General features: G+C 73.8%; 18 protein-coding genes and 3 tRNA genes. 13 read left to right on the forward strand and 8 right to left on the reverse strand.

What is annotated here, in order from left to right; all coding sequences use genetic code 11:
• Positions 1-25: 25 nt before the first annotated feature.
• The 4 genes from HC251_RS10060 to HC251_RS10075 form a co-directional block, all read right to left on the reverse strand.
• Positions 26-1,216, reverse strand: coding sequence for a cytochrome P450 (locus HC251_RS10060; protein ID WP_219945158.1), 1,191 nt, complete (start codon positions 1,214-1,216; stop codon positions 26-28).
• Entirely contained in the window at positions 1,213-1,911 is a 699-nt protein-coding gene (locus HC251_RS10065; protein WP_219945159.1) for a hypothetical protein, read from the reverse strand. The genes HC251_RS10060 and HC251_RS10065 overlap by 4 nt, the downstream gene beginning before the upstream one ends.
• 46 nt (positions 1,912-1,957) lie before the next feature.
• The gene (locus HC251_RS10070) at positions 1,958-2,734 is read right to left on the reverse strand and encodes a glucose 1-dehydrogenase (protein WP_255566668.1); all 777 of its coding nucleotides are present in this window, start codon (positions 2,732-2,734) and stop codon (positions 1,958-1,960) included.
• Between the two features lie 178 nt (positions 2,735-2,912).
• On the reverse strand, positions 2,913-3,608 hold the full coding sequence (locus HC251_RS10075) for a TetR/AcrR family transcriptional regulator (protein ID WP_219945161.1): 696 nt from the start codon (positions 3,606-3,608) through the stop codon (positions 2,913-2,915).
• Positions 3,609-3,796: 188 nt separating this feature from the next.
• Between HC251_RS10075 and HC251_RS10080 the strand changes: the two genes are divergently transcribed.
• The 5 genes from HC251_RS10080 to rpoD all read left to right on the forward strand — a co-directional run bounded on the left by HC251_RS10080 (position 3,797) and on the right by rpoD (position 13,933).
• Positions 3,797-5,998 (forward strand): ABC transporter permease, encoded by a 2,202-nt coding sequence (locus HC251_RS10080; protein ID WP_219945162.1) that lies wholly within the window; start codon positions 3,797-3,799, stop codon positions 5,996-5,998.
• Positions 5,998-9,060 (forward strand): MFS transporter, encoded by a 3,063-nt coding sequence (locus HC251_RS10085; protein ID WP_219945163.1) that lies wholly within the window; start codon positions 5,998-6,000, stop codon positions 9,058-9,060. Before HC251_RS10080 ends, HC251_RS10085 begins: the two co-directional genes overlap by 1 nt.
• 93 nt (positions 9,061-9,153) lie before the next feature.
• The gene (locus HC251_RS10090) at positions 9,154-10,857 is read left to right on the forward strand and encodes an ABC transporter substrate-binding protein (protein ID WP_219945164.1); all 1,704 of its coding nucleotides are present in this window, start codon (positions 9,154-9,156) and stop codon (positions 10,855-10,857) included.
• Positions 10,858-10,994: 137 nt separating this feature from the next.
• Entirely contained in the window at positions 10,995-12,767 is a 1,773-nt protein-coding gene (dnaG, locus tag HC251_RS10095) for a DNA primase (protein ID WP_219945165.1), read from the forward strand.
• Positions 12,764-13,933 (forward strand): RNA polymerase sigma factor RpoD, encoded by a 1,170-nt coding sequence (gene rpoD, locus HC251_RS10100; RefSeq protein WP_255566669.1) that lies wholly within the window; start codon positions 12,764-12,766, stop codon positions 13,931-13,933. Before dnaG ends, rpoD begins: the two co-directional genes overlap by 4 nt.
• Positions 13,934-14,100: 167 nt before the next feature.
• Here rpoD and HC251_RS10105 read toward each other — a convergent pair whose 3' ends face one another.
• A complete protein-coding gene (locus tag HC251_RS10105) occupies positions 14,101-14,259 on the reverse strand; it encodes a hypothetical protein (protein WP_219945166.1) in 159 nt (52 codons plus the stop codon).
• Between the two features lie 67 nt (positions 14,260-14,326).
• On the opposite strand from HC251_RS10105, the gene HC251_RS10110 reads away from it, so the two are divergent.
• From HC251_RS10110 to HC251_RS10125, 4 genes are all read left to right on the forward strand, one after another.
• Positions 14,327-14,402, forward strand: a tRNA-Asn gene (locus tag HC251_RS10110).
• Between the two features lie 140 nt (positions 14,403-14,542).
• Positions 14,543-15,391 carry a DUF4352 domain-containing protein gene (locus tag HC251_RS10115; RefSeq protein ID WP_219945167.1) on the forward strand — a complete coding sequence of 283 codons (849 nt, stop codon included), beginning with the start codon at positions 14,543-14,545 and terminating at the stop codon, positions 15,389-15,391.
• A gap of 185 nt (positions 15,392-15,576) precedes the next feature.
• Positions 15,577-15,650, forward strand: a tRNA-Ile gene (locus HC251_RS10120).
• Positions 15,651-15,700: 50 nt separating this feature from the next.
• Entirely contained in the window at positions 15,701-15,934 is a 234-nt protein-coding gene (locus tag HC251_RS10125) for a hypothetical protein (RefSeq protein ID WP_219945168.1), read from the forward strand.
• On the opposite strand, the gene HC251_RS10130 is transcribed toward HC251_RS10125, so the two are convergent.
• Entirely contained in the window at positions 15,931-16,500 is a 570-nt protein-coding gene (locus tag HC251_RS10130) for a hypothetical protein (RefSeq protein WP_219945169.1), read from the reverse strand. The two genes, HC251_RS10125 and HC251_RS10130, sit on opposite strands and share 4 nt — an antisense overlap.
• Before the next feature lie 89 nt (positions 16,501-16,589).
• Between HC251_RS10130 and HC251_RS10135 the strand changes: the two genes are divergently transcribed.
• The 4 genes from HC251_RS10135 to HC251_RS25975 all read left to right on the forward strand — a co-directional run bounded on the left by HC251_RS10135 (position 16,590) and on the right by HC251_RS25975 (position 19,435).
• Entirely contained in the window at positions 16,590-17,363 is a 774-nt protein-coding gene (locus HC251_RS10135; protein ID WP_219945170.1) for an inositol monophosphatase, read from the forward strand.
• A gap of 9 nt (positions 17,364-17,372) precedes the next feature.
• Positions 17,373-17,891, forward strand: a complete 519-nt coding sequence (locus HC251_RS10140) for an NUDIX hydrolase (protein ID WP_219945171.1) — start codon at positions 17,373-17,375, stop codon at positions 17,889-17,891.
• 55 nt (positions 17,892-17,946) lie between these two features.
• Positions 17,947-18,023, forward strand: a tRNA-Val gene (locus HC251_RS10145).
• A gap of 107 nt (positions 18,024-18,130) precedes the next feature.
• A complete protein-coding gene (locus tag HC251_RS25975; RefSeq protein WP_304608309.1) occupies positions 18,131-19,435 on the forward strand; it encodes a diguanylate cyclase in 1,305 nt (434 codons plus the stop codon).
• A gap of 68 nt (positions 19,436-19,503) precedes the next feature.
• Here HC251_RS25975 and deoD read toward each other — a convergent pair whose 3' ends face one another.
• Positions 19,504-20,217 carry a purine-nucleoside phosphorylase gene (deoD, locus tag HC251_RS10155; RefSeq protein ID WP_219945172.1) on the reverse strand — a complete coding sequence of 238 codons (714 nt, stop codon included), beginning with the start codon at positions 20,215-20,217 and terminating at the stop codon, positions 19,504-19,506.
• A gap of 92 nt (positions 20,218-20,309) precedes the next feature.
• Complete coding sequence (locus HC251_RS10160; protein WP_219945173.1) at positions 20,310-20,507, reverse strand: hypothetical protein; 198 nt, start codon at positions 20,505-20,507, stop codon at positions 20,310-20,312.
• Positions 20,508-20,560: the final 53 nt, after the last annotated feature.

A 20,560-nucleotide genomic window follows, 5' to 3' on the forward strand; every position in this document is an offset into this window, starting at 1 on the left:
TGTGGGTCTGACCCACTCCGACCGGTCAGCGGGGGGTGAAGGCCATCTCGAGGTGCTGGACGGCGGTGACGAAGATGTTGTCCTCGAGTCGGGGGCCGCTGACGACGCGGAGGTCGGTGATGCGCTGGCTCAGCCGCTCGAACAGGATCCGCAGCTCGACCCGGGCCAGGTTGGCGCCCAGGCAGAAGTGGGTGCCCCGACCGAAGGCCAGGTGCGGGTTCGGGTCGCGGGTGATGTCGAAGCGGTCGGGGTCGGCGAACACGGCCTCGTCCCGGTTGGCGCTGGGGTAGAGGATCGCCACCCGGTCGCCGGCCTTCACCGGCTGGTCACCGATGCGGTCGTCGCGGGTGACGGTGCGGAAGAAGTTGTTGAGCGGCGTCACCCAGCGGATCAGCTCCTCCACCGCACCGGGCACGAGCGAGGGGTCGGCAGCCATCGCCTCCCACTGGTCGGGGTGCTCGGCGAAGGCGACGAGGCCCCGGCTGATGACGGTCCGGGTGGTCTCGGCCCCGCCGGAGATCACCAGGCCGGCCTCGTTGACCAGCTTGCTGTCGGTCATGGGGCAGCCCCGCTCGGCGCCGCGCACCCAGTCGGTCACGAGGTCGTCGGCCGGTGCGGCCCGGCGGGCGGTGGCCGTCTCCATCAGCACGGGCACGAACTCCATGATCGCCATCACGAAGTCGTCGGCGACGGCCTGGTCGGTGTCGACCTCGTCGTAGCGCATCAGCCGCTCGGACCAGGTCTTGATGTCGGGCCACCGCTCCTCGGCGAAGCCCAGCAGGTGGGCCGTGAGCCGGGCCGGCACCGGGGCGGCCAGCTCGCCGACGACCTCCATGGACCCCCCGGCGAGGGCGCCCTCGAGGACGTCGTCCACGAGGGTCGTCAGGTAGCCCTCCATGGCGGCGACCGCCCGGGGCGTGAAGCGGCGGTTCACGAGGCGTCGCTGCTCGAGGTGCCCGGGATCGTCCTGGGCGATCATGTTGTCCTCGTCGGGCTCGTGGTGGCTGCGGTAGCCCGAGGCCGAGGAGAACACGTCGTCGCGGCGCTCGACGTCCATGACGTCGGCGTGGCGGGTGACGCCCCACAGGCCGTTGGCCTCGTCGCGGTGGACGGGGTCGTGCGCCCGCAGCCACCGGAAGGCGGCGTGCATGGCGTCGAGGTCGCCGTAGAAGGCAGGCGCCAGGAGGTCGATGGCGGGGGCGGTGGTGTCGGTCATGCGCCCCCCTCGGCACCGGCCGGCTCGAGGGGCACCGTCGAGGTGGTCGTCGTCGACGTCGTCGAGGTCGTGGTCGTCGTCGATGTGGTGGTGGTCGGCGCCGTGGTCGTGGTCGTCGGCGCCGTCGTGGTCGTCGCCTCGGTGGTGGTCGTGGCCTCGGTCGTGGTCGTCGGCGCGGTGGTGGTCGTGGCCTCGGTCGTGGTCGTCGGCGCGGTGGTGATCGAGGTGGTGGTCGTCGACGGGGCGTCGTCCTCCCCGCTCACCACGGCGAACACGATGGCGGCGGCGACGAGGGCGGCCAGGACGATGACGATGGCGGCGATCAGCATCCCCCGGCCGCGGCGCGCCGCAGGCGGCTCGGCGTCGGGCGGGAGGTAGCCCCCGCCCGGGGCCCCGCCGGCGCCGTAGCCGGCGGCTCCGGCGTAGCCCGCCGCTCCTGCGGCGCCGGCCGCGGGGAGGACCTGGGTGGCGTCGAGCGTCTGCTCCGGGGGCAGCTCGCCCGTCCGGTCGGCGGCGCCCGGCGTCGCCGCCGGGTCGCCGTCGGCCGCGTCGGGCCGCCAGGCCTGGGTCGCGTCGGTCCCGGCGGGGTCGGTCTCGCCCGTCGCCCAGGCCCGGGTGGCGTCCTCGGGCGTCGGCTCGAGGCCGGGGTCCGACGACCCGTCGGGCCGCCAGTCGGAGGTGGGATCGTCGGGCATGCGGGCTCCTGGCTTCGGTCGACGGCGCGGGGAGGGCGGTGGGCGCCTACCGGCAGGTGGCGATGCCGCCGTCGACGGGGATCACGGTGCCGGTGATGTACGAGCTGGCGCGCGAGCTGAGGAAGATCGCGGTGCCGGCCATGTCGTCGGGCTGGCCGATGCGGCGCATCGGCGCCGACGCCGCGATCTGGTCCCCGGCGGCGGCGAGGGTGGCCGCCATCATCTTCGACTCGAACGGGCCCGGGGCGATGGCGTTCACGGTGATGCGGGGGGCCAGCTTGGCCGCCAGGTGGCGGGTGAGCTGGTGCACGGCGGCCTTGCTGGCCGAGTACGAGTAGGTCTCGAGGACCGGGACGTGGATGCCGTCGATCGAGCCGATGTTGATGACCCGCGACGGGTCGCCCTCGGAGCTGGCCGCCTCGAGCAGGGGGAGGGCGAACTTGGTCGTGTGGAACACGCCCTTGACGTTGAGGTCGAGGGTCCGGTCCCATGCGGCGTCGTCGAACTCGGCGAGCGGGGCGCCCCACGTGGCGCCGGCGTTGTTCACCAGGATGTCGAGGGTGTCGGTCCCGGTGGCGACCTCGTCGATCAGGCGGCGGCACTCGTCCTCGGTCGAGAGGTCGGCGGGGACGGCCCGGCACTCGCCTATCTCGGAGAGCTCGGCCGCCACCTCCTCGCACACCGAGGCCTTGCGGCTGGAGATGACGACGGACGCCCCCGCCTCGACGAAGCCCCGGGCGATCATGAGCCCGATGCCGCGGCTGCCGCCGGTGACGAGGGCGGTCTTGCCCTCGATGCTGAACAGGTCGGTGGAGGAAGGCACGGCCGACGACCGTAACCCAGCGCCCGCGCCCGGCCGACGCCGCCTGCCGCGCCCGTCGGCCGGGACCCGGCGGTGCACGGGCGACATCTCCGTTCCTCCGACAGGTGGCCCGGGTCGTGCTGGCTGGGTGTCGCAGGGGTGCGGTTCGTCGCCGGTCGGCGGACGTGCGTCGGGGTGCTCAGGCCTCGGTGGGGGGGCGCCAGGACAGCCACTCGACGAGGCGGGGCGACCCGGCGGCGTAGATGGCGAGGAGGTCGATGACCTCCTCGAGGTCCGGGTACCGGCCCTCGATGTGGCCCTCGCCCAGGGTCGTGACCATGGCGTCCATGCAGTCGGCGACCATCTCGTAGCGCCGGCGCAGCCCGGGGTCGTGCTGGCCGGCCAGGTCCATGAGGTCGTCGGCCAGCTCGGCCCGGTTGGCGGCGGCCATGGCCCGGGCGTGGGCGCCCAGCGCCGTCGACGGGGGCTCGTGGCGGGCCTGGCGCCCGAGCCGGAAGATCTCCGGGTAGGACCGGATGAGCTCGAGCGGCGCCCGGATGGTGTCGCGCAGGTGGACCCGGTCGCGGTGCTCGCCGAACTGGGCCCGCGCCGCCCGGGTGGTCCGGCGGCTGGCGATGGCGCTGCGCTCGCCGAGGGCCTGGAGGAGCTCGTCGCGGCTGGCGAAGTGGGTGTAGTAGCTCGACTGGGCGATGCCGACCCGGCGGCAGACGTTGACCGTGGTCAGGGCGGCCACGCCCTCGGTGGCCACGATCTCGATGGCGGCCCGGATCAGCCGCTCGCGGGTGCCGTCGGCGCCGGGGTCCTCGTCTGGCTCCGGGCCGGGGCCCCGGGCGGCGATCGGGTCGGCGATCGGGTCGGCGCTGTGGTCAGCCATCTCGTCACCCATGTGGCGGTCTCCCGCGGGTCCCCCGGACATGCCCCTTGCACGCCGTCGATCCGATACTACTATCGGAGACCGTCGTCACACGTGCCCTGCGCCACAGGCACCCGACGACGGACCCGACCCAGGACCGACGACCAGGGGGCCGCCGTGCCGCGACCGCAGACCATGGGCCACCACGCGTGACCGCAGCCACGACGCCGACGGTCGCCGACGGCGACCGTCGGGCCAGCACCCCCGCCGACCGGCTGCGGGCCCTCGCCCCGACGGTCGCCCCGCCGCTCGCCATCATCGCCCTGCAGCTGATCGTCTTCCCGGTGCCGTCGGGGATCTTCGTGCGGGGCATCGTGATCGGCGGCCTCACCGCCCTCGTGTCGCTGGGCATGGCCCTCATCCACCGGTCGAACCGGATCCTGAACTTCGCCCAGGCCGACCTGGGCGGCGTCCCCGCCGTCCTCGTCTTGATGCTCATGACGGCGTGGGGCTGGAGCTACTGGCTCGCCGTTCCCACCGGCCTGGTGGCGGCCCTGCTCGTGGGCGGCATCGTCGAGGCGGTCATCATCCGGCGGTTCCGCCACGCCCCCCGGCTCATCCTCACCGTGGCCACGCTGGGGCTGTCGCAGATCCTCGCCGCCTGCGCCCTCCTCATGCCCCAGCTGTGGACCGACGAACGGGTCCTGGCCCCGCGCATCGAGGCCCCGTTCGCCGTCAGCTTCACCGTCGGGGGCGTGGTCTTCAACGCCAACGACGTGATCGCCATGGTGGTCGTGCCGATCTGCATCGCCCTGCTGGCCTGGTTCCTCCAGCGGACCCAGCTGGGCGTCGCGGTGCGCGCCACGGCCACGAGCTCGCAGCGGGCCTCGCTCCTCGGCATCCCCGTCCACCGGGTCCAGACGCTGGTGTGGGCCGTCGCCGGCCTCCTCGCCTTCGTGGCCACCTTCCTCCGCGCCGGGATCCTCGGCCTGCCCGTCGGGTCCGCCCTCAGCTTCGGCATCCTCCTGCGGGCCCTGGCCGCCCTCCTGATCGGGCGGATGACCAACCTCACCCTGATCGCCAGCAGCGCCGTGGCCCTCGGCGTCCTCGAGCTGGGCGTGCAGTGGAACGCCTCCAGCCCGCTGCTCATCGACCCCATCCTCGCCGCCGTCATCGGCATCGCCCTCGTGGTGCAGCGGCGCAAGAGCGGCCGGGTCGGCGACGAGGACGCCTCGGGGTGGCAGGCGGCCGACGAGGTCCGACCCGTGCCCGCCGTCCTGCGCCGCGAGACCGAGGTGCGGCTCGTCCGGTGGGTCGGCGGCACGGTCCTCCTCGCCGCCGCCCTCGTCCTGCCGCACCTCCTGTCCACCGACCGCTCGCTCAAGGCGTCGGCCGTGATCATCTACGGCATCCTCGCCCTGTCCCTGGTGGTGCTGAGCGGGTGGGCCGGGCAGGTGTCGCTCGGCCAGGTCGCCTTCTTCGCCATCGGGGCCGTGGTCGGGGCCAAGGCCACGATCGACCACGACGCCGACCTGCTGGTGAGCCTCATGCTGGCCGCCCTGGCCGGGGGGGTGGCAGCCCTGCTCGTCGGGCTCCCCGCCCTGCGGCGCGGTGGCCTGCACCTGGCCGTGACGACCTTCGCCTTCGCCCTGGCGACCACCTCGTACCTGCTCAACGACCGCTTCTTCGACTGGGTGCCGTCGGACCGGGTCTCGCGCAACCCGCTGCTGGGGCGGCTCGACTGGGACTCGCCGACCGGCGTCTACTACGTGACCCTCGCCGGCTTCGTCCTGGTGGTGCTGGCCCTGCGGGGCGTCCGCCGGTCGCGGGCGGGACGGGTCCTGCTCGCCATCCGGGAGAACGAGAGGGCGGCCGAGGCCTACGGCGTCAGCCCCACCCGGGCCAAGCTGACCGCCTTCGCCCTGTCGGGGGCCATCGCCGCCTTCGCCGGCGGGCTGTTCGTCCACCACCAGCAGTCCTTCGGCAGCGGCCCCTACGACCCGGGCCAGAACTTCGCCGTGTTCACCATGGCCGTCATCGGCGGCATCGGGTCCATCCCCGGGGCGGTGCTCGGCGCCGTCTACCTGCGGGGCACGCAGTGGTTCCTCCCCAACGAGTGGCAGGTGGTCGCCACCGGCGCCGGCGTGCTGCTGGTGCTGCTCGTGCTGCCCACCGGGCTGGGCGGGCTGCTGTTCCAGCTGCGCGACGGCTGGCTGCGCTCGGTCGTGCGCCGCCGGGGGCTGCACGTGCCCAGCCTGGTGGGCGACGACCGGATCGAGGTGTCGGCCCCGCCGCCACCCATCGCCGGCCCGGTGGAGCCCGACGACGAGGTCAGCCTGGCCAAGCCGGGCGACGACGACCACGAACCGCCCGCCCCGGCGACGGAGATCCCGGCCGAGGTGAAGGCCTGATGGCGGCCACGACGACCGACCCGGCCGCCGGCGTGCCCGAGCGGGGCGGCGGCCTGCGGGGCTGGGCCGCCCGGATCACCGGGGGCGGGCCCGTGCTGCCGCTCGTGGTGCTCTTCGGGCTCAACGCCGTCGACGAGCTCGACCGCACCGCGTTCGGGATCCTGCTGCCCGAGATCCGCGACGAGTTCGGGCTCGGCACCCAGGGGATCCTCACCCTCATCGCCGTCGTCACCCTGCTGGCGCTGGTCCTGCAGGTCCCCATCGCGGCCGCCGCCGACCGCTACCCGCGGGTCCCCCTCGCCGCCGCCGGCGGTGCCCTCTGGGGCGTGTTCTCGCTCCTCACCGGCCTGGCGACCGGGGTGGTGTTCCTGTTCGTCGTGCGGATCTTCTCCGGCATCGGCCGGGCCACCGTCGACCCCACGCACAACTCGCTCCTCGCCGACTACTACGCCCCCGAGGCCCGGGCCCGGGTGTTCTCGACCCACCGGGCCGCCAACGCCGTCGGAGCCTGCATCGGGCCGCTCAGCGCCGGCCTGCTCGCCTCCGCCTTCGGGTGGCGGGCGCCGTTCCTCGTCTTCGTCGTCCCGACCGCCATCTTCGTCGGCCTGGCCCTCTGGCTGAAGGAGCCCGTGCGCGGCGGCCACGAGCGGCGGGCCATGGGCGCCACCGAGGAGGTCATCGCCACCGAGGAGGTCTCGCCGTCGTTCGGCGAGGGCTGGCGGATGGTCTGGAAGATCGAGACCCTGCGGCGCATCTGGTACAGCCTCCCGTTCCTCGGCGCCTCGCTGATCGGGTTCGTCTCGCTGGCATCGCTCATGTACGAGGAGCAGTTCGACCTCGACGAGAAGGCCCGCGGCTTCGTGGCCGCCGGCGTCGAGCCGGCCCAGCTGCTGGGGGTGATCCTCGGTGCCCGCGTCGCCACCCGGCTGATGGCGAAGGACACCAGCCTGGTGATGCGGTTCCTCTCGCTGGTGGCCTTCGTGGTGTCCGGTGCCCTCCTGGCCTTCGCCCTGGCCCCCAGCCTCGCCGTGGCGATCATCGCCAACCTCGTCATCGCCGGCAGCCTGGCCGTGCTCGGCCCGGGCATCCTCGCCTCGCTCTCGCTGGCCATCCCGCCCCGGGCCCGATCGATCGGGTTCTCCGTCGGCGCCCTCTGGGTCGTCCCCGGGCTGCTGTTCCTGCCGATCCTGGGCGCCGTCGCCGACCGGTGGGGCATCCGGTGGGGGATGGTCCTCATGGTGCCGATCTTCTTGGTCGGCGGGCTCATCATCGCCACGGCCGGCGCCAGCGTGAACCGTGACATCGCCCAGGTGTGGAAGGCGTCGGCGGCCCGCGCCGAGGCCGCCCACGAGCGGGCCGCGGGCCGGTCGAAGCTGCTGCTCGTGCGGGACCTCGAGGTCGGCTACGGCGACGTGCAGGTCCTGTTCGGCGTCGACGTCGAGATCGGCGAGGGGGAGATCGTCGCCCTGCTGGGGACCAACGGCGCCGGCAAGTCCACGCTGCTGAAGGCCATCTCCGGCATCGTCGAGGCCGACGGAGGCGCCGTCATCTTCGACGGCCGGGACATCACCCACGCCCCGCCCCACGAGATCGCCTCCCTCGGGGTGGCCCAGATGCCCGGGGGCGCCGGCGTCTTCGGCGACCTGACCGTCCGCGAGAACCTCCAGATGGGGTCGTGGGGCCACCGGTCCGACCGCGCCGCGACCAAGGCCGGCGTCGACGAGGTCCTCGGCTTCTTCCCGGTCCTGGGCCAGCGGCTCGACGATCCGGCCTCGGACCTGTCCGGCGGCCAGCAGCAGATGCTGGCGCTGGGGATGGCGTTCCTGTCCCAGCCCCGCCTGCTCATGATCGACGAGCTGTCGCTGGGCCTGGCACCGGTCATCGTCGAGCAGCTGCTGCCCATCGTCGAGGGCATCGCCGCCTCGGGCACGACGGTCGTGATCGTCGAGCAGTCGGTGAACGTCGCCCTCACCGTCGCCGAGACCGCCTTCTTCATGGAGAAGGGCCAGATCCGGTTCCACGGGCCCACCGCCGAGCTCCTCGAGCGACCCGACGTGCTGCGCTCGGTGTTCCTCGAGGGCGCCGGCGCGGCCACGCAGGCCCGCGACGGCGACGGGACGGCGCCGCGACCGGCGGGGGCGGCGGTCGCCATCGAGAAGATCGCCGAGCGCACCGAGGAGGAGGTCACCCACGTGGCCGCCGCCGGCGTCGAGGGCCACTCCGCCGACGAGCACGTCGCGGCCACCGCGGGGGCGGCCGAGGTCGCCCTGGCCACCCACGACCTGTCGGTCCGCTTCGGTGGCATCAAGGCCGTCGACGGCGTCACCCTCGAGGTCGCTCCCGGCGAGGTCGTGGGCATCATCGGCCCCAACGGCGCCGGCAAGACCACCCTGTTCGACCTCATCAGCGGGTTCACCCCCTCCGACGGCGGCCGGGTCGAGGTCCGCGGGCGCGACGTCACCCGGCTCTCGGCCAGCGCCCGGGCCCGGGCCGGGCTGGGCCGCTCGTTCCAGGACGCCCGCCTGTTCCCGGCCCTCACCGTGGAGGAGGCGATCGCCGTCGCCCTCGAGCGGTGGGTCGAGGTGCGCGACCCCCTGAGCGCCGCCCTCCACCTGCCGGCGTCGTTCGACTCCGAGGAGGCGGTCCGGACCCGGGTGGACGCCCTGATCGAGCTCCTCGGGCTCGAGGCGTTCCGGTCGAAGTTCGTGCGCGAGCTCTCCACCGGTTCCCGCCGCGTCGTCGACCTGGCGTGCGTCGTCGCCCACCGTCCCACCGTCGTGCTCCTCGACGAGCCCTCCAGCGGCATCGCCCAGCGCGAGACCGAGGCCCTCGCCCCGCTGCTGCGGCGCATCGCCGACGAGGTTGGGGCCGGCGTCGTCGTCATCGAGCACGACATGCCGCTGATCACCGCCGTGTCGGATCGCCTGGTGGCCATGGACCAGGGCTCCGTCATCGCCGTCGGCGCCCCCGACGAGGTGCTCCACGACCCCGCGGTCGTGGCGTCGTACCTCGGCACCACCGCCAGCGTCATCGCCCGCTCCGGGGACCTGGTCGCACCGTGAGCGAGCGCAGCGAACGAACCGACGAGACGACCGGGCCCCGCCCCACCCCTCTCCAGCCCCCGACCACCGTTCCCCGATCCAGGAGGACCACCGATGTTGCCCAGCAGTGACGGACCCGAGGCCGACCGGAGCAAGCTGCTCCGGCGATGGGGGCCCCTGGCCGCCCTCGCCGTGGTGGCGGTGATCGTCCTCGCCGTGCTCGTGGTGGGCGGCGGCTCCGACGACGACGAGGAGGCGGCGGGCGACGACACGCCCGCCAGCGAGGCCGAGGCGCCCACCGGCGCCGTGTCGTGGAGCCAGGCCGAGGAGGAGGGCACCACCGACGAGCTGACGTGGCCCGAGACCTGCGACCAGGAGACGGGGCGGGTCGCCATCCCGTACCTCCTCGCGTCGGAGTGCTACGCCGACGTCGAGGGCGACAACGGCGGCGAGACCTCGCCCGGCGTCACCGCCGACTCCATCAAGGTCGTCGCCTACGTGTCCCCCGAGAGCGACCCGGTGATCGAGTACGTCACCCAGGCCATCGCCAACGACGACACCGTCGAGCAGGTCAGCGAGACCGTCCAGGGCTACATCGACATCTTCAACGCGACGTACCAGACCTACGGGCGCCAGGTGGACCTCGAGATCCTCGTGGGCACCGGCTCGGCCAACGACGAGGTCGCGGCCCGGGCCGACGCGGTGACCGCGGCCGAGGACATGGGCGCCTTCGCCGTGCTCGGCGGGCCCACGCTCACCAGCGCCTTCGCCGACGAGCTGGCGGCCCGGGAGGTCGTCTGCATCGGGTGCACCGGGGGTGACCCCGAGTTCTTCGACGAGCGCTCGCCCTACCTGTACTCGACGGGTCCGAACTCCGACCAGGTCCTCATCCACCTGGTCGAGTACATGACCAAGAAGCTGGCCGGGAAGCCGGCCGAGTTCGCCGGGGACGAGGCCCTCACCGACCAGGAGCGGTCGTTCGGCTACCTGTGGATCGAGTCCAACGACACCTCGGCCGCCCAGGCCGAGCGGTTCGAGGACCTGCTCGGCGAGGAGGGCATCGAGCTGACCGAGAGCGTCTCCTACACGCTCGACCCGGCCCGCCTGCAGGAGCAGGCCACCAGCGTCATCACCCGGCTCAAGCAGGCGGGGGTGACCACCGTCGTCTTCTCCGGCGACCCCGTCGCCCCGGGACCGTTCACCACCGAGGCCACCGCCCAGGACTTCCACCCCGAGTGGGTCCTCGGCCCCCAGGTCCTGGTCGACACGGTGGCCTTCTCCCGCACCTACGACCAGGAGCAGTGGGCCCACGCCTTCGGGCCCAGCCCGCTGACGGTCAAGCCGGACCAGGCCCAACGGTCGCCGTTCGTGCTCTACGAGTGGTTCCACGGCGAGCTGCCGCCCGCCGCCGACACCAGCGCCGTCATCGTGCCCAACCCGTCGCTGTTCTTCTCCGCCGTGTCCGCCGCCGGTCCCGAGCTGACGCCCGAGACGCTGCAGGCCGGCCTCTTCGCCCGGCCGCCGACGCCGTCGTACGAGTCCGAGCCGTCGCTCTCGTTCGGCGACCACGGCTTCTGGCCCTACCCGGACTACAACGGCGTCGACGACGTCACCGAGATCTGGTGGGACCCGGAGGCGACCGGCGAGGACGAGATCGGCCGCGAGGGGACGGGGATGTGGCGCTACGTCAACGGCGGCCAGCGCTACCTGCCGGGGGAGTGGACCGAGGACCTGACGCTCTTCGACGAGGAGGGCACCGAGACGATCCTCGACGCCCCGCCCGAGGGTGAGGTCCCGCCCGAGTACCCGTCCCCCTGAGGGTCACGCGGGCGTGGAGGGGCGGGAGGTCCGGCCGGCGGAAGCCGGGCCTCCCCCCGTCCGGCGTCCCGCCGGGGTGTCGTGGGGCGCTGGTACCTTCCGAGCCATGAGCGTGACGTCGGCGGTCGGGGCCTGACATGGGCATCACCGACGAGACGGTGGCCGAGGTGCGGGCCAAGGCGGACATCGTCCACGTCGCCCAGAACTTCATGCAGCTCAAGAAGGTCGGGCGCCGCTACAGCGGCCTGTGCCCCTTCCACGGCGAGAAGACCCCCAGCTTCTCCGTCAACGCCGAGGACGGGCTGTACTACTGCTTCGGCTGCCAGGCCAAGGGGGACACGATCACGCTGGTGCGCGAGCTCCAGCACCTCGACTTCGCCGAGGCCATCGAGTGGCTGGCGGCCCAGAGCGGCGTGCAGGTCCGCTACACCGAGAAGGGCCAGGGCGAGCAGCGCCAGCGCAAGACCCGCCTGACCGAGGCCGTCGAGCGGGCGGTCGACTGGTACCACGACCGCCTGCTGACCGGGCGGGACGCCGGCCCGGCCCGGGCCTACCTGCGCCACCGCGGCTTCGACGGCGACACCGTCCGGCGCTACCGGCTGGGGTGGGCGCCCGACGACTGGGACCAGCTGTGCCGCCACCTCGACCTGCCCGACAAGGTCCTCGTCGACACCGGCCTCGGGTTCATCAACCGGGCCCGCCGCCAGCAGGACTTCTTCCGGGGCCGGGTCCTGTTCCCCATCTTCGACGCCCAGGACCGCGCCATCGGCTTCGGCGGCCGGATCATGCCGGGACAGGAGGGGCCCAAGTACCGCAACACCGGGCAGACCCCGCTCTACGACAAGAGCAAGGTCCTCTACGGGCTCAACTGGGCCAAGAGCGACGTGGTGAAGGCCGAGGAGGTCATCGTCTGCGAGGGCTACACCGACGTCATCGGCTTCGCCGACGTCGGCGTCCCGCGGGCGGTCGCCACCTGCGGCACGTCGCTCACCGAGGACCACGTCCGCCAGCTGCGCCGCTTCGCCCGGCGGCTGGTGCTGGCCTTCGACCCCGACGCCGCCGGGGCGGCCGCCGCCGAACGGGTGTACGCTTGGGAGCAGGCCCACGAGCTGGAGGTGGTGGTGGCTGACCTGCCCCCGGGCCTGGATCCCGGCGATCTCGCACGCTCCGACCCGGACCGCCTCCGCGCCGCCGTCGAGAACCCCACCCCGTTCCTCGGGTTCCGCGTCGAGCGGGCCCTCGCCGGCGGTCGGCTCGACACCCCCGAGGGGCGGGCCCGGACGGCCGAGGCCGCCCTCGACGTGATCGGCGAGCACCCCAGCGACTTCGTCCGCGACCAGTACGTGATGGAGGTGGCCGACCGCTGCCGCATCGACGTCGAGCGGCTGCGGGCCTCGCTCCGCCCCGGGGGACGGCCGAGCGTCCGGGTGGCCGAGGCCCCGCGCCGGGCGGCGCACTCGGAGGACCCGGAGGTGTCGGCGCTGCGGCTCGCTGTGGACGCCGACCACCGGTCCGAGATGCTGCCGCTCCTGCACGAGGTCCTCTTCGCCGACGATCGCCACGCCGTGGCCTTCCGGGCCCTGCGCGACGCCGAGGGCGACCTGCACCGGGCCATCGACGACGCCGACCCCGACACCGCCGAGCTGCTGGCGCGCCTCGCCGCCGAGGACGATCCGGGCGACCCCTCCGACGTGCGCCGGATCCTGCTCCGCGCCCAGGGCCAGCGGGAGGTCGCCCTGCTGCGCCGGCAGCTGCGGGGTGCGTCCGACCAGACCGCGGCCGAGCTCAACCCGATCCTGGCCTGGCTGCTGACCCGCCTCCAGGCCGTCGCCCCCGATGCGCGAACCGGGAGAGATGTCGAGGACCAGTTGCTAGCGTGGCTCGCCGAGAGGGCCGAGGAGAGGTCATGACCGGAGCCACGGGGGCCGTGCCCCCTGATGTCGCTCCCGATGTGGAGCCAGAGGCACCGGACGAGGCCGCCCCGGCACCGATCGCAGCCGCCCCCGACCTGATGGCCCCCGAGGCGGTCGCCTCCCGACCCGCCCTCGACGCCCGGGTCATCGATGCCCGGCCCCGGCCGAACGTGCACCCCGGAACCGGGAAGCGCCCGGCGGTGCGGGCGCCGACCACCGACCGGGGGAGCGGGTCGGCCGACTCGGTGCGCATCTACCTGCGCGAGATCGGCCGGGTGCCGCTGCTCACCGGGCCCCAGGAGGTCGACCTGGCCCAGCGCATCGAGCGCGGCGCCGAGGCCGCCCTCCGGCTCGCCGACCTGGCCGCGGCCGACGGCCTCGACGCCCTCGGGTTCGCCGAGCGCCGCCGTCTCGAGCGCCAGTGCCGCGACGGCGAGGAGGCCAAGTCCCAGCTGATCCAGGCCAACCTGCGCCTCGTCGTCTCGGTGGCCAAGCGGTACGTGGGCCGGGGCATGCAGCTCCTCGACCTCATCCAGGAGGGCAACCTCGGGCTGATGCGGGCGGTCGAGAAGTTCGACTGGACCAAGGGCTTCAAGTTCTCGACCTACGCCACCTGGTGGATCCGCCAGGCCATCACCCGGGCCATCGCGGACCAGTCCCGCACCATCCGCATCCCGGTGCACATGGTCGAGTCGATCAACAAGGTGCACCGCATCCAGCGCCAGATGCTCCAGGAGCTCGAGCGCGACCCCACCGTCGAAGAGCTGGCGGCCAAGGTCGACATGTCGCCGTCGCGGGTGCGCGAGATCCTCCGCATCGCCCAGGACCCGCTGTCGCTCGACTCGCCCGTGGGCGAGGCCGACGACTCGAACCTGTCGGACTTCATCGAGGACCTCCAGGCCGAGGCCCCGGCCGACGCCGCCGCCCGCACGATGCTCGTCGATGCCGTGGTCGAGGCCATGAGCGAGCTCAACGAGCGCGAGCAGCAGGTGGTGCGGCTCCGCTTCGGTCTCGAGGACGGGCAGTCCCGGACGCTCGAGGAGGTGGGCAAGGAGTTCGGTGTGACCCGCGAGCGGATCCGCCAGATCGAGTCCAAGACGCTCGCCAAGCTCCGCCACCCGCACCGCAGCCAGAAGCTGCGGGACTACCTCGAGGCCGACTGAGCCCAGGCCGGCCGGGTCGGGCGGCGATGGCGCCGCTCGGTTCTGTCGCGATGAGCGGTCACGGGTGACGCCTGGCCGCGACAGAACCGACGGGAGGTCGGGCCAGATCGGTTCTGTCGCGGCACGCGGTCATGGGTGACGCCTGGCCGCGACAGAACCGGGTGGGCTCAGTCGGTGAAGGCGCTGACGTCGACGGCGACGCGGTCGGGCCCGGGGTCGGCCGGGGCGGGGGAGCCGGCGCTGAGGGCCGGCCCTCCGGGGCGCACGAGGCGGATGGCGGCGGCGCCCGCGAGCGCACCGGCGACGAGGGCGAGCAGGACCTTCACCCCGCGAGCATCGCGCGCCGAAGGAGGTGGGGCGGCGGCGGGGGCCCCTGCTACGTTGGCGATTCCTTCCGGGGTAGCTCAGCTGGCAGAGCAGCTGACTGTTAATCAGCTTGTCGTGGGTTCGAGCCCCACCCCCGGAGCCACGCTGGCGGCGGCAGCAGCGGAACGAGCACCACCGCTCTGCCCGCTGCCTGCCGCCTCGGCCATCCCTCGCGAGGTCGAAGGTCCCGGCGCCGCACGTCCGATGGCCCCTGCCCCCCGCCGGTCCGGGCCGTCACGATGCGTGAGCGGGCCAGTCCTCAGAGGGAGGGGTTCAGAGATGCTGACCTACGAACGACAGATGCCGCCCGGGTGGTACCCGGACCCGATGCAGGCGGGGCACCAGCGGGAGTGGAACGGGCAGCAGTGGATCGGCCCGTCCGTGCCCGTCGGTGGTCAGGAGAAGCGCGGGTTCCCGAAGGTCCTCATCCCGGTGTTCGCCTGCCTGGCGCTGGCGTTCGTCGCGGTCGTCGGTGGGGCGCTGGCGGGGACGCCCGAGGACGAGGTGGCCACCGTCCGCGCCGATCAGCCGACCACGACCGAGCCGGCGACGACCACATCGCCAGACGAGGCGGCAGCAGAGACCGAGGAACCGGCCACCGAGCCGGCCACGACCGAGCCGGCCACGACCGCAGCCCCCACGACCGAGGCACCGACGACGGCGCCGCCGGTGACGGAGCCCGAGCGGGAGCAGTACGAAGGGCAGGACCTCTACCGGGTCGGCGAGACGGCGACGTCCGGTGACTTCGACATCACGGTCCACACGGTGGAAGACCCGTACATCTCGACCAACCAGTTCGAGGTGCCACCCGACGGTCAGCGGTTCGTCGCGGTCGAGATCACGATCACCAACAACACGAGCGAGGCCGAGCCGTTCTCCTCGCTCCTGAACGTCGAGGTGAAGGACAGCGAGAACAGGGTGTGGGATGCGGCGTTCGCCGGGTTCGATCGTCCGCAGCTCGACGGCCAGGTGGCGCCCGGCGCGAGCGTGCGGGGTTGGGTCACCTTCGGTGTGGGTTCCGACGTGACGGGCCTCGTCATGCGGATCCGCGGGAACCTGACCGCCACCGGGTCGGTGTTCGCACTCGGCTGATCCCCCACCCGAGGGCGTGACGTCACGGGCACGCACCCATCTCGCGGTGCGTGCCCGTGCGCGGTCTGACCCCGGCAGCTGCGGGCCTCTGTCCGTCGCCCGTGTCTCCACCCCGACCAGGACCGTTCCGCGAGCGGGTACCGTGCGCCGGTCGACCATCGGACCATCGCGAGACGGGTCGACCCGGGGCTGTAGCTCAGTTGGTCAGAGCAGGGGACTCATAATCCCTCGGTCGTGGGTTCGATCCCCACCGGCCCCACCGAACCGTCCGCGGGCGTGCCGACCCGGGGGTGGGGTAGGCAGCCACCGATGGGCCCGCTCCGCGACCTCGACGATCCGGCGTTCCTGCGGTGGCCGAACCTGCAGATGGTGCTGGCGGTCGGGCTGGCGGCGGGATCGGCCAACGGGCTGTGGGACGCCCTCACCCACGGCTGGGCCGGCGTGAACGTGCCGTGGATGGTCGGGACGGCGCTGTGGGTGCCGCTGGCGCTGGTGGGGCTCCACCTCGTCCTGCGCAGGCGGGCGGGCCGACGGACCCGCTAGTCCTCGGTGGGGAGCCAGCCCTCGCAGCGCTCGAGGAGCCAGCGGCTGACCTCCATGGCCCGGTCGAGCTCGTTGCACAGCAGCTCGCGCTCGCCGACGAAGACCTCCGACAGCGACACCTCGACCCGACCCACGATGCCCACGCTGCGGTCGGGGGCGTCGGTCACCGACGCGAAGGAGTCGATGGCCGACACCTCCAACGGCAGGTCGGTGCCGCCGACGCCGGCCAGGTCGGTGGCCAGCACGAGCAGGTCGGGCCCGCTGGCCAGAGGGGGGAGCGACCACGAGAAGTGCAGCGGGAAGTGGTGGAGGTCCGGTGGGTCGGCGCCCTCGTCGAGCTCCATCACCAGGTCCTCGAACGAGAGCAGGACCCGCGGGTCGACCTCGAGGGCGAGGTGGATGTCGAGCGGCCCGCCGCAGGCCTCCTCGGGGTGGAGGTCGACCTCCCACGCCTGGCGCAGCGAGTAGGTCTCCACGAAGTGCCGCTCGTCGTGCACGTGGAAGCCGTGCGCGATGGCGTGCTCCTTCTGCTCGGCCACGAAGCCGGCGACATCGATGACGGCCACTCGGGTCCTTCCTCGGGGAGGGCCCAGCCTGCCATGCCACCGGCGAGGCCCGGAAGCCGTTCCCCCGGCCCCGGCTACGGTCGCACGCCGTGACCGACGACGAGCTGCTCGAGGTGCTGGTCGCGGCGTCGGCGGCGATCGCCGAGGCCCTGTCCTCGACCGACGACTGGGGTGTCGCCGACACCGTGCCGGGCCAGCACCACAGCGACCTGGCGGCCGACGCCGCCGCCCTCGACGTGCTGCAGGAGGCCGGGCTGGCCGTCTACAGCGAGGAGAGCGGCTGGACCGACCGGCACCAGGGCCTGACCGTCGTGATCGACCCCCTCGACGGCAGCACCAACGCCTCCCGGGGCATCTCGTGGTGGGCCACGTCGCTGTGCATCGTCGACGAGGAGGGCCCCCGGGTCGCCGTGGTGGACGACCTCGTGCACGGTTCCCGGGCCGTGGCCATCCGGGGCCAGGGCGCCCACGTCGACGGTGACCCGGCGGAGGCCAGCGGCTGCGCCGACCTCCGGAGCGCCATCGTCGGACTGAACGGGCTGCCGGCCCGGCACCTCGGCTGGGCCCAGTGCCGCGCTCTCGGGGCGGCGGCGCTCGACATGTGCGCGGTGGCGGCGGGCCGGCTCGACGCCTTCCTCGACTGCAGCGGCGACGGCCTGGCCCCGTGGGACTACATGGGGGCGCTGCTGATCTGCCGCGAGGCCGGGGCCACCGTCGTCGCCTTCGACGACCGGCCGCTCCACGACCTGACCGCACCGGTCCGCCGCCCGCTGGTGGCCGCCGCGACCCCCGCCCTGGCCACGACGCTGCGCGACCGCTACCGCTCCGTCGGCCCGCTGCCCTGGGGGGGATGGGAGCCGTAGGCTGCCCCGATGCACCCCGGCCTGCACCGCACCCTGCTCAGGCTGTTCCGCGCCCTGCCCACCGGGGCCCGTCGGCGGGTCGTCCGCACCATCGCCCCGTCGTTCACCGTCGGCTCGATGTGCTTCATCGAGAGGCCCGACGGAGCCCTGCTGCTGGTCCGCCACGTCTACCGACGCCGCTGGGGCGTGCCCGGGGGCCTGCTCGAGCGCGGTGAGGAGCCGGCCGAGGCCGCCGTGCGCGAGGTGCGCGAGGAGGTCGGCCTCGACATCGTCCTCCTCGGCGAGCCCGCCGTCGTGGTCGACCCCGAGCCCCAGCGGGTGGACATCGTCTACCGGGCGCGCGTCGCCCCCGGCGTCGACTGGCGCGACGCCGCGCCCCGCAGCCCCGAGATCGGCACGGTCGAGTGGTTCCCACCCCGCGACCTGCCCGAGCTCCAGCACGAGACGGCCGGCGCCTTCGTCGCCCTCGCCCGGGTGCGCGGGGCCGGCGAGGGCGAGCAGCCGCCCCGCGTCCCGTCGGCCCGCTGAGCGCCCGATCGGGGAGGCGACCGCCGGCGCCGTCCCGTAGCGTGCGGTGCTCCGAGGGGGCGTAGCTCAGCTGGAGAGAGCGTCCGGCTTACACCCGGAAGGTCGTCGGTTCGAGCCCGGCCGCCCCCACCACGGTCCCCGCCGGCGCGTCCGGTGGGCCGGCCCGTCGCGGCTACCGTCGTCGCCGATGCTCACGGCGCCACCCAGGGTGCCGATGGGTGGTCCCGATGGGTGAGGCAGTGGGTGCAGACACGGGTGACGCGCACGGGGGCGACCGAGCGCACCCGGGGCCGCCCGCACCGGCGTCCCGGCCGCCGGGCATCGCCGGGACCGGCGTCGACGCCCCTCTGCTCGAGGCCCTGCTGCCGCACCTGACCGAGTCGCTTATGGTGCTCGACAGGGCGTGGAACGTGAAGGCCAACCTGGCCCCGCCCGGGGGGCTGATCGGTCGCGGCCTGGGCCTCGGGCTCCACACCCTCGAGGACATGCACCCCGACGACGCCGTGCAGATCCTCGACCTCGGCACGCAGGCGTTCGCGACCGAGCCGGGCTGGGAGGGGTCGATGGTCGTGCGCATGCAGCGCGGCGACGGCACCTACGGCCGCTACGAGGTCACCGCCATCAACCGCCTCGACGACCCGGCGGTCGCCGGCATGGTGGTGCGCACCCGGGAGGTGGTGGGTGAGATCGAGCCGCACGTGCCGGGCCTGGAGAACCGTCTGGCGGCCGAGGTGCTGGCCGAGCTGCTGCCGACCGGCGTGCTGGTGCTCGACCCCAGCGCCCGACCGGTGTACGTCAACGGTGCCGCCTGCGCGACCCTCCGCCGGGAGCCGGCGGAGGTCAAGCGGGACGGGGTGCTGGCGCTCGTCGCCGAGGAGGATCGCGACCGGATGGCTGCAGTCTTCGGCCGGGTCACCTCGGTGCGCGGCAGGGAGTCGTGCACGGTCCGGCTCGCCGACCGCGACGACGTGGTGGAGTGCCGGATGATGTCGCTGGGCGAGCCCGACGTCAGCATCGTCGTGGTGACCCTCGACGACGTGACGGCGCGCCAGGCCGCCGAGGCGGCGCTCGAGCGTCGGGCCAACCACGACGGGCTCACCGGTGTGCGCAACCGCTCCTCGATCATCGACCTGGTGCGCGACCGCCTCGACGCCGAGGTCCCGACCGCGGTGGCCTACCTCGACCTCGACGGGTTCAAGCGGGTCAACGACGTCGGCGGCCACGCCGAGGGCGATCGGCTGCTGGTGGCGGTGGCCCACGGGCTCCTCCACGGCCAGCCCGACGCCGTCGTGGGACGGATCGGGGGCGACGAGTTCGTGGTCGTTGCACCGGCTCTGGCCGCCGACGTCCTGGTCGACCAGGTCCGCGGCCTCGTGGCCGGGGTCGAGCGGGCCCGCCTGGCCGGGGTCACCGCCAGCGTCGGCGTCGCCGTGGCCCGGCCGGATGACGGTCCGCGCGACGTCCTCCACCGGGCCGACGAGGCGATGTACGCCGACAAGCGGCGGCGCTCGGCCCGCATGGCCCCCGACCAGGTGGGGGGCTGACCGAGCGGTCGCTGCGCCCTCGGCGAGGGGCCGGGCCTGGTGGGCGCGGCCGTCGGTCGGGGCGGGGGTCAGGCGTCGGCGATGGCGGTGGCCAGGGCGATGCGGACCATGTCGTCGAAGGTGTGCTGGCGGTCCTCGGGGCTGAGGTGCTCGCCGGTGACGATGTGGTCCGACACGGTGAGGAGGGTGAGGGCCCGGGCGCCGGTCTCGGCGGCGACGCCGTACAGGCCGGCCGCCTCCATCTCCACGGCCAGGATCCCGAGCCCGGCGGCGACCTCGTTGATGGACGGGTCGGGGGCGTAGAAGAGGTCGGAGCTGAAGACGTTGCCGACCTGCACCGGCACCTCGAGGGCGGCGGCGGCGTCGACCGCGGCCCGGGCCAGGGCGAAGTCGGCCACAGCGGCGAAGTCGTAGCCCCGGAAGCGGGTGCGGTTGACCATCGAGTCGGTGGAGGCGCCCAGGGCGACCACGACGCTCCGCAGCGGCAGGTCCTCGCGGATCGAGCCGCAGGAGCCGACGCGCACGAGGGAGCGCACGCCGTAGTGCTGCACGAGCTCGGTGGCGTAGATCGAGCAGGAGGGGATGCCCATGCCGTGGGCCATCACCGAGACGGGCCGACCCTCGAAGGTGCCGGTGAAGCCCTCGATGCTGCGCACGTCGGTGACGAGCCGGGCGTCGGTGAGGAACGTCTCGGCGATGTGGCGGGCCCGGCGGGGGTCGCCCGGCATCAGGCAGACGGGCGCGAAGTCGCCGTCGGCGGCGTTGATGTGAGGGGTCGGCACCGGGCCAGTCTGGCCTGCGGAGCCGGGACCGGGTGTCCCGCGCCCCGACGGGGGTGGGCGCCGTCGGAGGCACGGGCGGAGGGGCCACGGCGCTACCCCGTGTGGCGGAGGCCGGGGAGGAGGCCGCCGGCGTTGAGGGCCCGGATGGCACGAAGCTCGTCGACCTCGACCACGACGGCATCGTCGGGGTCGCGCCGGAGGATGAAGGTGACGACGCATTCGTCGCACGCGTCGGTGTGCTCGAGCGAGCAGTCGGTGCAGCTGATGCGGAGCGGCGAGGACGTGGCCACGGGTGCCTCCGAGGGCGGTGTCGGCGGGGGACGAGGGCCATCATGCGGAGGGG

The sequence above is a fragment of the Iamia sp. SCSIO 61187 genome (assembly GCF_019443745.1).
GTDB lineage: Bacteria > Actinomycetota > Acidimicrobiia > Acidimicrobiales > Iamiaceae > Iamia.

Bases quoted from the DNA above. Each gene is read 5' to 3' on its own strand.
- HC251_RS10125 (WP_219945168.1), top strand. From the start codon at position 15,701: ATGGGCCCGCTCCGCGACCTCGACGATCCGGCGTTCCTGCGGTGGCCG.
- HC251_RS10140 (WP_219945171.1), top strand. From the start codon at position 17,373: ATGCACCCCGGCCTGCACCGCACCCTGCTCAGGCTGTTCCGCGCCCTG.
- HC251_RS10090 (WP_219945164.1), top strand. From the start codon at position 9,154: ATGTTGCCCAGCAGTGACGGACCCGAGGCCGACCGGAGCAAGCTGCTC.
- HC251_RS10065 (WP_219945159.1), bottom strand. From the start codon at position 1,911: ATGCCCGACGATCCCACCTCCGACTGGCGGCCCGACGGGTCGTCGGAC.
- HC251_RS10060 (WP_219945158.1), bottom strand. From the start codon at position 1,216: ATGACCGACACCACCGCCCCCGCCATCGACCTCCTGGCGCCTGCCTTC.
- HC251_RS10075 (WP_219945161.1), bottom strand. From the start codon at position 3,608: ATGGCTGACCACAGCGCCGACCCGATCGCCGACCCGATCGCCGCCCGG.
- dnaG (WP_219945165.1), top strand. From the start codon at position 10,995: ATGGGCATCACCGACGAGACGGTGGCCGAGGTGCGGGCCAAGGCGGAC.
- rpoD (WP_255566669.1), top strand. From the start codon at position 12,764: ATGACCGGAGCCACGGGGGCCGTGCCCCCTGATGTCGCTCCCGATGTG.
- HC251_RS10085 (WP_219945163.1), top strand. From the start codon at position 5,998: ATGGCGGCCACGACGACCGACCCGGCCGCCGGCGTGCCCGAGCGGGGC.